This window comes from Streptococcus danieliae, from assembly GCF_025447695.1.
Lineage (GTDB): Bacteria > Bacillota > Bacilli > Lactobacillales > Streptococcaceae > Streptococcus > Streptococcus danieliae.
This window is the reverse complement of the sequence record NZ_JAOBSU010000064.1, coordinates 1-10,410: the sequence shown is the minus strand read 5'-3', so window position 1 is coordinate 10,410 and position 10,410 is coordinate 1. Positions and strand designations below refer to the sequence as shown.

Below are 10,410 nucleotides of genomic sequence, written 5' to 3'. Positions count from 1 at the left end.
AGGAGGGGAGGAAGGAAGATTGTCTTTATTCTATATTGTCAGTTTTCAGGGATTCCACACAACTTGACAAAGAACCTCTATTTCTATTTTAAAAGCAAATGCTCAAAAAAGAGAGGTTGGACTTTTGTCCCAACCTCTTAGGTAGCTGTCTTGTTGGAGTATTACGGTTTGTTGGCAGCTTTTATTTTGGCTTGGAGCTCCTCCACATGGGCCTGTGCTTGCTCCATCTGGGCTTGGATTTGCTCGGTGCGGGCATGGGCTTCCTTGCCAAAGGCCTGAGCCTTATAGTTGAGGTCTTGAGCGAGAGGGGTGATTTTTTGCGCTTCTGTTTGCAGGGTTTGGAGCTGGTCTTTCAGTTGAGCCTGTAGCTGATTGAAGCGTTTGCTTTCGCTAGCTGCCTCTTTGGCATTGCGAATGATTGCCTTGCGGTTTGACACTAACTCATAGGAAGACTTAGCAGCACTCAAAAAGAGGATGGTTGAGATGAGACCCATTTAGACTTCCTCCGTGGTTTCTCTGATTTTTTGTGCCAATTGGGCCAAGTGTTCAAAGTCTGGTTCCTGGGTTTGGAAACGGATGTCTAAGCCATCTTCTTGGCCAAAGCGAGGGAGCAGGTGGATGTGGGTGTGGAAGACGGTTTGGCCGGCAACCTCTTCACTATTGTTGATCACATTGATTCCCTCAGCACCAAGTGCCTGTTTGAGACGACGGGCCAAACCGGGTACCTGTCCAAACAGGGCTTGGGCTACTTGAGGATCTAGGTCAAAGATATTTCGGTAGTGTTCCTTGGGAATGACCAGGGTGTGTCCAGGTGTTGCCTGGGAAATATCGAGGAAGGCTAGAATCTGCTCATCTTCATAGACTTTACTAGCTGGGATTTCTCCCGCAACAATTTTACAAAAAAGACAATCCATATTTTTCTCCTTTCATTCCGTCCATTTGATATAATGGATTTGATTGGAACGTGGCTATTGAAGAGGCTGAGACCAAAGTCTAGCCTCGCTTACTTTAGTTAGCAAAATGACCTTGACGCAGTAGTTGCTCTGCGAAGAACAGGACAGGTTCTTCTAGTTAATGATAGCGAACAGTCCATATTCGTCTTCTCTTAGTATAGCAAAAATGGAGGATTTATGTTAGAAGTGAGTCAGGTTACAGGTGGCTATTTTAATCTACCTGTGCTGAAAGAGATCAGTTTTTCCGTCCAACATCATGAAATTGTGGGCTTGATTGGCCTGAATGGGGCAGGGAAATCGACTACCATTAAGGAGATTATTGGTTTTCTTCATCCCTATCAGGGAACAATTCGCCTGGATGGTCAGGAACTACAGACCGATCCGGTCGCTTATCGGAAGAAGATCGGTTACATTCCCGAAACACCCATGCTCTATGAGGAGCTGACCTTGAGGGAACATTTTGAAATTGTCGCCATGGCCTATGAGAAGGATCTGGATCAGAGCCTGGAGCGCCTGGCTCCTTACCTCAAGCGTTTCCGCCTGGACCAGAAGTTGGATTGGCTTCCGGCAGAATTTTCTAAAGGGATGAAGCAGAAGGTTATGATTCTCTGCGCCATCCTAGTTGATCCTGATTTGTATATTGTTGACGAGCCTTTTTTGGGCTTGGATCCTTTGGCGATTGAGGACTTACTCCAGTTTCTTTTGGAGGAACGGAAAAAAGGGAAGGGTATTTTAATGTCTACCCATGTTTTGGATACAGCCGAAAGGGTGTGTGATCGTTACATCTTACTCCATCAAGGGCAGGTTCTAGCAGAGGGCAGTTTGGCAGCAATCCAGGAACAATTCCAAATGCCGGACCAAAGTCTGCATGACATCTACCTGCGTGTCACTCAGGAGGATTAGCATGCGTGATGTATTTCAGCGAAGGCAAGCAGCTTTCCGGAGGGAATTGGTGAGCTACCTGCGTTATGTTCTCAATGACCATTTTGTCCTCTTTTTGTTTATCTTGCTGGGTTTAATTCTGACCCAGTATCGGGCCTTGTTACTGGATCCGGCCGCCTATCGGCTGTTCTTGCTGGGGCTGTTGCCGGTGGTATCGGCTGTGTGTTTTGTGCCCGGCCGGATGGCTACCTACTTGCGTAGGGGGGATGAGTTTTTCCTTTTGGTTCAGGAAGCTCAGGTCAAGGTGTTTTTGCGGGACGTTTTTCGGAAGACAGCTGTTTTGCAGTTGGTTCGTGCTCTGCTGGCCTTTGGACTGTTGCTGCCTCTCTGGTGGGTGACTTTTGCGGGCTGGCTTCCTATACTGATTTATCTGCTTGGGCTAGCGAGCCTCCAGTTTGTCGCTTTTGCCTACCGGTACCGCAGTTTGCGGCAGGATGCGGGCTTGGATTGGACGTTTTGGATTAGCCAGGAACAGGAGCGGACGCAAGGCATTCTACGCTTTTTCTCCCTCTTTACGCAAGTCAAGGGGATTGAGGAGCGAGTGCGGATGCGGTCTGCCTGGAATCCAGTGTTGCCACTTTTGGAGCGGGGGAATTCCAATCCTTGGTATAGTTTGTTTTTGCGTTCTTTTTTACGAAAAGGACCTTATTATGGCCTGTGGTTGCGCCTGCAATTGTTGGCGCTGCTAGCTCTGGGTTTGGTTCCGCAAGTCTGGCTGGCTACGGGCTTGGCCTTTGTGGCTTACTATCTCTTGTATTTCCAATTACTGGCACTGTTGCGTAGTCAAGATGGGCAAGTGATGACAGGGCTTTTCCCGAAAGGGAGTCAAGCAAAAAGTAGTGGATTGCGAAGGTTGCTTAATCAATTGGGGCTGGTCAGTCTCGGTGTGGCTCTCCTGGTTCTCTTGGGACGAGGAGCCTTTTTGGAAGCAGGGAGCATGCTTCTCTTCACGCTCTTGCTGATCAAGCTTTATATTCCTTATAAATTAAAGAGATTGGTTGACGAAGCTGTCTAAAATTAGTAGAATGAAGAAGATTTTTTCAAGGAGGTCATGAATGGAAGGGACTGATCAAGAGCTAGCCTTGAGCCCCTTGGCGGGTAAAAGTGGCAATGCCTATAAGGGCACGTATCCAGATGGACGTGAGATTTTTGTAAAAATGAATACCAGCCCGATTCTGGCTGGACTGGCTAAGGAACAGATTGCGCCGCAGCTGTTGTGGAGTCGCCGGATGCCCGATGGTCAAGTGATGACGGGCCAACAGTGGCTAAACGGGAAAATTCTGACTCCTGGAGAAATGGGGAAAAAGCAGATTATTAACATCTTGACCCGTCTGCACCGCTCCCGGCATTTGATGGTCCAATTGACCAGTTTGGGGCAACAGTTGGAAACACCGATTGACTTGCTTTATTCTTGGCGGGAGTCTGTCCATGCCAATTTACGGCGGAATCAGTTTTTGCAAGAGGTCTTTGACGACTTGCGTCAATCGGCACCTGGTTTTCGGGAAGACCATGCGACCATTGTGCACGGTGATGTTCGCCACAGTAATTGGATTGAAACAGAGAGTGGTTTGATTTACCTAGTGGACTGGGATTCTGTCCGCCTAACGGATCGGATGTTTGATGTGGCACATATCTTGAGCCACTATATTCCTGAATCCCGCTGGCAGGAATGGTTGGTCTACTATGGCTACCGCTACAATCAGAAGGTATTGAACAAATTGTACTGGTATGCCCAGTATTCTTATTTAAACCAAATTGGTAAATACTATGCCAATGAGGATATGGATAATGTGAACCGGGAAATCTATGCGCTTAGAAATTTCCGGACACGCTTTGGAAGGGGATTATGAGAGTTCGCAATCGAAAAGGGGCAACCGAGTTATTAGAAGCACATCCAGAATATGTGGTGCTGGATCCAGAAAGTGCCAAGGGACACTGGCAGGAGATTTTTGGCAATAAGAATCCGATTTATATTGAAGTCGGATCTGGAAAAGGCCAATTCATTTCCGGCATGGCGAAAAACCATCCGGATATCAACTTTATCGGGATTGACATCCAAAAATCGGTTTTAAGTTATGCCTTGGACAAGGTCTTGGCAACTGATGTACCCAATATCCGGTTGCTCTGGGTTGATGGGGATGCCCTAACCAACTATTTTGAAGCCGGGGAAATCGACCGTCTCTACCTAAACTTTTCGGATCCCTGGCCTAAGAAGCGCCACGAAAAACGGCGCTTGACCTATAAGTCGTTTTTGGAAACCTACCAGGCGATTTTACCTAGTCAGGGAGAGATCCATTTCAAAACCGACAATCGCGGCTTGTTTGAATATTCCCTGGTCTCCCTGTCCCAATACGGCATGATCTTGGATGGGGTCTGGTTAGACCTACACGCTAGTGAGATTGAGGGCAACGTGCGGACAGAGTATGAGGAGAAATTCTCCAGCAAGGGCCAAGTAATTTACCGTTTAGAAGCACATTTTCCAGAATAAGTGGGTCTGAAGCTTGTTTTTAGGGAATTCTATGGTATAATTAGAAAAGAATAAAGAAAAAGGAGGGGCGAAGAGAAATCTTCGCCTCTTGTTTATAGTAAAAAAGGAGGTGCTCTTATCGTAACAATTATTGAGCAGGTGTCTCAGGTCCTGGAAGGTCAGATTCCTGAACCCTATGAGTTGGTAGATCTGGAGTATGCCAAACTAGGTGGCGATATGGTCTTGAGTGTATTTGTGGATAAGCCCGGTGGGATTACCGTTGAGGATACAGCTGATTTGACAGACTTGATTAGTCCACTCTTGGATACCATCCAGCCAGATCCCTTCCCGGAAAATTATTTTTTGGAAGTATCCAGTCCTGGTCTAGAGCGGCCCTTGAAAACATCCGAGGCCATGCAGGCTGCGGTTGGTTCCTACATCCATGTCAGCCTTTATCAAGCGATTGATAAGAAAAAGCAGATTGAAGGTGACTTGTTAGCCTTTGATGGGGAAACCTTGCAGCTAGAGTACATGGATAAAACCAGGACCAAACAAGTGGAGATTCCTTACAAGCTAGTGTCTAAGGCTCGCTTGGCTGTGAAATTTTAGAGCGTCCGTTCGTTTCTCTTTTCCAGCTTTGTTAAAGTAAGCGAAACAACTATGAAACAGAAAGGAGCTTTTGGGCAACCAAAAGCAAGTAAAGCATGAGTAAAGAAATGGCGGAAGCTTTCCGCATCCTTGAAGAAGATAAGGGCATCAAAAAAGACGACATCGTTGATGCAGTCATTGAGTCCCTACGTGCAGCCTACCGCCGTCGTTACGGCCAAGCTGACAGTGCCCTCATTGAGTTTAATGAGAAAAAAGCAGATTTCCACGTTTACACAGTGCGTGAGGTCGTGGATGAAGTATTTGATAGCCGCTTAGAGATCAGCTTGAAAGATGCCTTGGCCATCAATGCAGCCTATGAGTTAGGTGATAAAATCAAATTTGAAGAGTCTCCGACCGAATTTGGCCGTGTCGCTGCCCAGTCTGCCAAGCAGACGATCATGGAAAAAATGCGTAAGCAGACGCGTTTAATCACCTATAACACTTACAAAGAGCATGAAAATGAGTTGATGAGTGGTACGGTAGAGCGTTTTGATGCCCGGTTTATCTATATCAACTTGGGAAGCATCGAAGCCCAGATGTCGCGCAAGGATCAGATTCCAGGTGAGGTTTTTGCGTCCCACGACCGGATTGAGGTCTACGTTGAAAAGGTTGAAGATGATCCCCGGGGTGTTAATGTTTTTGTTAGCCGGAGCCACCCACAGATGATCAAACGTTTGATGGAGCAGGAAATCCCTGAAGTTTACGATGGTACTGTCGAAATCATGGCGGTCTCCCGGGAAGCGGGCGACCGGACCAAGGTGGCGGTGCGCAGCCACAATCCAGATGTGGATGCGATTGGTACCATTGTCGGCCGAGGTGGAAGTAACATCAAGAAGATTACTAGTAAGTTCCATCCAGCTCGCTACGATGCTAAACTTGAGAAGTGGATTCCAACCGAGGAAAACATCGATGTTATCGAGTGGGTCAGCGATCCAGCAGAGTTTATCTACAATGCCATTGCGCCTGCCGAAGTGGATCAGGTTATCTTCGATGAAAAAGATAGCAAACGGGCCTTGGTTGTGGTTCCAGATGATAAATTGTCCTTAGCCATTGGCCGTCGGGGTCAAAATGTTCGCCTGGCAGCCCACCTAACCGGTTTCCGGATTGATATCAAATCAGCTTCTGAGTTCGAGGCGATGGAAGCTGCGCAAGCGCTAGCAGCGGAAGTGGCGCTTGAGGAGGAAGTTGTCCCATCAGCAGTTGAGGAAGTGCTGCCAGAAGTAGAGGAGCTACTGGATGAGGCAGCCCTAGTCGAAAATCTCGAGGAAGAACAGGAATAAGCATGACCAAAACAAGAAAAATTCCTTTACGGAAGTCCCTTATTTCTGGTGAAGTGATTGACAAACGTGACTTGTTACGGATCGTCCGGACTAAAGACGGTCAGGTTAGCATTGACCCAACCGGTAAGGCCAATGGTCGAGGGGCTTATATCAAGTTAGATTGTGAAGAAGCAGCCTTGGCCAAACAACGGAAGGTCTTTGATCGCAGTTTTCGTCAGGAAATTCCCGAAGGATTTTACGATGAATTGATCGCTTTTGTGGATCGCAAATTGAAACGAAGAGAGTTAGGACTTGAATAAGGAAGAACAGTTGTTAAACCTTTTGGGTCTGGCCCAGCGAGCAGGAAAACTTGTTTCTGGTGAAGATTTGGTCATAAAAAGCATTCAAAGCAACCAAGCACAATTGGTGTTTTTGGCGCAAGATGCAGGGCCTAATCTTCGGAAGACCATTGAAGATAAAAGTCGCTACTACCAGAAGATGGTAGTCGATCAATTTACAACCCATGACTTGAGTCTGGCCATCGGGCGCCAACGCAAGGTGCTATCTGTGGTCGACTCTGGATTTACTAAAAAAATGAGGTCGATTATGAGCTAGAAATGGAGGCATGGAAATGTCTAAAAAACGTTTGTACGAAATTGCCAAAGAAATCGGCAAGGAAAGTAAGGAAATTGTAAAGCGGGCCAAAGATCTAGGGATTGAGGTCAAAAGCCATGCTTCCTCGGTCGAGGAAGATGTGGCCAAGCGGATTAAGGCCAGCTTCAAGCCGGCTAAACCCGCGGCGCCTAAGCCAGCCGAAAAGCCAGCCCCAGCCTCTGAGCCAGCAGCCAAGCCAAGTGCTGCAACCCAAGGCGGCCGGCCGCAAAATCGTAATTTTAAGGCAGAACGGGAGGCAAAGGCTAAGGCTGAGGCTGAGCGTCGCAAACAAGGTCGTGGCAAGCAGGACCGTAAACAAGGTCAGGGAGGCCGTGGGCAAAAACAAAACCATCGTGACCAACAAGGTCAAGGGCAGGGGCGGGATCAAAACCGCAACCGTGGCAACCGCGACCAAAATCGTCACAAGGATCGCCGCCAAGATCGGAATAGCCAACAGGCGGGTCCTCGGCTGGATTTTAAAGCGCGTGCTGCAGCCCTGAAAGCGGAACAAAATGCGGAATACGCCCGCAATAGTGAAAGCCGCTTCAAGGAAGCCCAGGCCCAGCGCCAAGCCCAGGAAGAGCAAGCTAAACGCCGCAAAGAAGCGAAACAGGAGACTCCAGTGCAGCCAAGTCCGGCTTCAAAACCGGAACCCGCTGCTTTTACAGCCCCTGTAGCTGCTGCTCCGGCACCAGATAACCGTCGTAAAAAACAAGCGAGACCGGATAAACGTCGTGACAATGAACACGAAGATGGTCCACGCAAGCAAGCAAATAGAAATCGAAATAATCAAAATCAAGTGAGAAATCAAAGAAATAGTAACTGGAAGCAAAAACAAAACAAAGGGAAGAACCAACGTGGTAAGAACCAGGCACCAAAACCGGTTACGGAACGTAAGTTCCACGAACTTCCTAAGGAATTTGAATACACGGCTGGGATGACCGTTGCAGAGATTGCCAAACGGATTAAACGCGAACCAGCAGAGATTGTTAAGAAGCTCTTTATGATGGGGATCATGGCGACTCAGAACCAATCCCTCGATGCGGACACGATTGAACTCCTCATGGTGGATTATGGCATTGATGCCAAGGAAAAAGTTCAAGTGGACAATGCCGACATCGAACGTTTCTTCGTGGATGAGGACTACCTCAATGAAGACGAAATGGTTGAGCGCCCACCAGTGGTAACCATTATGGGTCACGTTGACCACGGTAAAACCACCCTTTTGGATACCCTCCGGAATTCCCGTGTCGCAACAGGCGAAGCTGGGGGAATTACCCAGCACATTGGAGCCTACCAAATTGAAGAAAACGGCAAGAAAATCACCTTCTTGGATACCCCGGGACACGCAGCCTTTACCAGCATGCGGGCTCGGGGAGCATCGGTCACAGACATCACCATCTTGGTCGTTGCCGCAGATGACGGCGTGATGCCACAAACCATTGAGGCCATTAACCACTCCAAGGCTGCCGATGTTCCAATTATCGTAGCCATCAACAAGATTGATAAACCAGGTGCCAACCCCGAGCGTGTAATCGGTGAATTGGCCGAGCATGGTGTTATGTCAACAGCCTGGGGCGGTGATTCCGAATTTGTCGAAATTTCTGCTAAATTCAACCAAAACATTGACGAATTGTTGGAAACAGTCCTCTTGGTTGCTGAAATCCAAGAACTAAAAGCAGACCCAACTGTTCGTGCTATCGGTACCGTTATTGAGGCCCAACTGGATAAAGGAAAAGGGGCTGTTGCAACGCTCTTGGTCCAACAAGGAACCCTAAACGTCCAGGATCCGATCGTTGTCGGAAATACTTTTGGACGGGTGCGTGCCATGACCAACGACCTCGGTCGTCGGGTCAAAGTGGCTAGCCCATCAACTCCAGTCTCCATTACCGGTTTGAATGAAACTCCAATGGCGGGTGACCATTTCGCGGTCTATGAAGATGAAAAAGCTGCCCGTGCAGCCGGGGAAGAACGTGCTAAACGTGCCCTTCACCAACAACGCCAAAACACAACCCGTGTTAGCCTTGAAAACCTCTTTGATACTCTTAAGGCGGGAGAAGTGAAGTCAGTTAATGTCATCATCAAGGCTGACGTGCAAGGTTCGGTTGAGGCCCTTGCAGCCTCCCTTCAAAAAATTGAAGTTGAGGGTGTGAAAGTAACCATCGTCCACTCAGCGGTAGGGGCGATTAATGAATCTGATATTACTCTGGCTGAAGCTTCTAATGCGATTATTATCGGCTTTAACGTTCGCCCTACCCCGCAAGCCCGTCAACAAGCCGAGGCAGATGGCGTAGAAATTCGTCAGCACAGCATCATCTACAAGGTGATTGAAGAAGTAGAAGATGCCATGAAGGGACTCTTGGATCCTGAATTTGAGGAAAAAGTAATTGGTGAAGCCGTTATCCGTGAGACCTTCAAAGTATCTAAAGTCGGTACCATCGGTGGTTTCATGGTCTTGAGCGGAAAAATTACCCGCGACTCCAAGGTTCGAGTAATTCGCCAAGATGTGGTTATCTACGATGGCGGACTAGCAAGCTTGAAACACTACAAGGATGATGTCAAAGAAGTTACCAACGGCCGTGAAGGTGGTTTGATGGTTGAAAACTACAATGACATCAAGGTTGACGATGTGATTGAAGCCTACATCATGGAAGAAATTAAACATTAATAGGGAGGTCCCCATGGCAAATTCGATTCGTACCGACCGGGTCGCTATGGAAATCAAACGTGAAGTCAACGAGATCCTGCAAAAGAAGGTCCGTGACCCTCGTGTCCAAGGCGTTACCATCACCGATGTCCAAATGACCGGTGATCTCTCCCTGGCCAAGGTCTACTACAGCATTATGAGTGACCTAGCCTCTGACAACCAAAAGGCCCAAATCGGCCTTGAGAAGGCGACCGGGACCATCAAACGGGAACTGGGCCGTCAACTCCATATCTACAAAATCCCTGATTTGACCTTTGTCAAAGACGAATCCATTGAATATGGTAATAAGATCGATCAGATGTTGCGGAATTTGAATAAGGACGATTTTTAGTCTTTAAGTCCTGATTTGTAAGAGATTTTCTTGTATGAGTAGTACCCCAGTCTAAGGCTGGGGTTTTGTGGTTCTTTGCCAAGTTGTGTGGAATCCCTGGAAACTGATACAGTCTTTTAGTTTGCTTTGAGTACAAGGCAGCGAGTCATAGACAGCTCAAAAGCTACGGGGGAGGTTTTGAGCTTGGTGACAAAACTTTCGAAGAAAGTTTCAAAGAAGTACGGCAAGACGAGCTAACGCAGTAATAAACTAAACGACTATAAAGAACCACAAAGATAGGTTTCTAACCCCTTGTATGCCAAAGGGGATTCATGTTTTTCATATTTATAAATGACAAAGTTGTGGAGGTATAGTAGAATGAAACAGAAACTGCACACTTTGTGCTATACTATTTTTATGGCATATTCAGTAGATTTTCGTAAAAAAGTTCTTTCATATTGTGAGAATAT

12 protein-coding genes are annotated in these 10,410 nt (G+C 47.4%); 10 read left to right on the top strand and 2 right to left on the bottom strand.

Features of this window, described 5'->3' with window-relative positions; translation table 11 throughout:
- Nucleotides 1-161 precede the first annotated feature (161 nt).
- Nucleotides 162-494, bottom strand: coding sequence for a hypothetical protein (locus N4310_RS05640; RefSeq protein ID WP_262092414.1), 333 nt, complete (start codon nucleotides 492-494; stop codon nucleotides 162-164).
- The gene (locus N4310_RS05635) at nucleotides 495-914 is read right to left on the bottom strand and encodes an HIT family protein (RefSeq protein WP_160332931.1); all 420 of its coding nucleotides are present in this window, start codon (nucleotides 912-914) and stop codon (nucleotides 495-497) included.
- 216 nt (nucleotides 915-1,130) lie between these two features.
- On the opposite strand from N4310_RS05635, the gene N4310_RS05630 reads away from it, so the two are divergent.
- From N4310_RS05630 to rbfA, 10 genes are all read left to right on the top strand, one after another.
- Nucleotides 1,131-1,856, top strand: a complete 726-nt coding sequence (locus N4310_RS05630) for an ABC transporter ATP-binding protein (protein WP_262092413.1) — start codon at nucleotides 1,131-1,133, stop codon at nucleotides 1,854-1,856.
- A 1-nt stretch (nucleotide 1,857) separates the two neighbouring features.
- The gene (locus N4310_RS05625) at nucleotides 1,858-2,910 is read left to right on the top strand and encodes an ABC transporter permease (protein ID WP_262092412.1); all 1,053 of its coding nucleotides are present in this window, start codon (nucleotides 1,858-1,860) and stop codon (nucleotides 2,908-2,910) included.
- A 40-nt stretch (nucleotides 2,911-2,950) separates the two neighbouring features.
- Entirely contained in the window at nucleotides 2,951-3,745 is a 795-nt protein-coding gene (gene ccrZ / locus N4310_RS05620; RefSeq protein WP_160332934.1) for a cell cycle regulator CcrZ, read from the top strand.
- The gene (gene trmB / locus N4310_RS05615) at nucleotides 3,742-4,383 is read left to right on the top strand and encodes a tRNA (guanosine(46)-N7)-methyltransferase TrmB (RefSeq protein WP_160332935.1); all 642 of its coding nucleotides are present in this window, start codon (nucleotides 3,742-3,744) and stop codon (nucleotides 4,381-4,383) included. The genes ccrZ and trmB overlap by 4 nt, the downstream gene beginning before the upstream one ends.
- Before the next feature lie 117 nt (nucleotides 4,384-4,500).
- Nucleotides 4,501-4,971, top strand: a complete 471-nt coding sequence (gene rimP, locus N4310_RS05610; RefSeq protein WP_262092415.1) for a ribosome maturation factor RimP — start codon at nucleotides 4,501-4,503, stop codon at nucleotides 4,969-4,971.
- A gap of 95 nt (nucleotides 4,972-5,066) precedes the next feature.
- A complete protein-coding gene (nusA, locus tag N4310_RS05605; protein WP_262092411.1) occupies nucleotides 5,067-6,290 on the top strand; it encodes a transcription termination factor NusA in 1,224 nt (407 codons plus the stop codon).
- A gap of 2 nt (nucleotides 6,291-6,292) precedes the next feature.
- On the top strand, nucleotides 6,293-6,589 hold the full coding sequence (rnpM, locus tag N4310_RS05600) for an RNase P modulator RnpM (RefSeq protein WP_262092410.1): 297 nt from the start codon (nucleotides 6,293-6,295) through the stop codon (nucleotides 6,587-6,589).
- Complete coding sequence (locus tag N4310_RS05595; RefSeq protein WP_262092409.1) at nucleotides 6,582-6,884, top strand: YlxQ-related RNA-binding protein; 303 nt, start codon at nucleotides 6,582-6,584, stop codon at nucleotides 6,882-6,884. Before rnpM ends, N4310_RS05595 begins: the two co-directional genes overlap by 8 nt.
- A 16-nt stretch (nucleotides 6,885-6,900) precedes the next feature.
- Nucleotides 6,901-9,591, top strand: a complete 2,691-nt coding sequence (gene infB, locus N4310_RS05590; protein WP_262092408.1) for a translation initiation factor IF-2 — start codon at nucleotides 6,901-6,903, stop codon at nucleotides 9,589-9,591.
- 13 nt (nucleotides 9,592-9,604) lie between these two features.
- A complete protein-coding gene (gene rbfA, locus N4310_RS05585; protein WP_179923892.1) occupies nucleotides 9,605-9,961 on the top strand; it encodes a 30S ribosome-binding factor RbfA in 357 nt (118 codons plus the stop codon).
- Nucleotides 9,962-10,410: the final 449 nt, after the last annotated feature.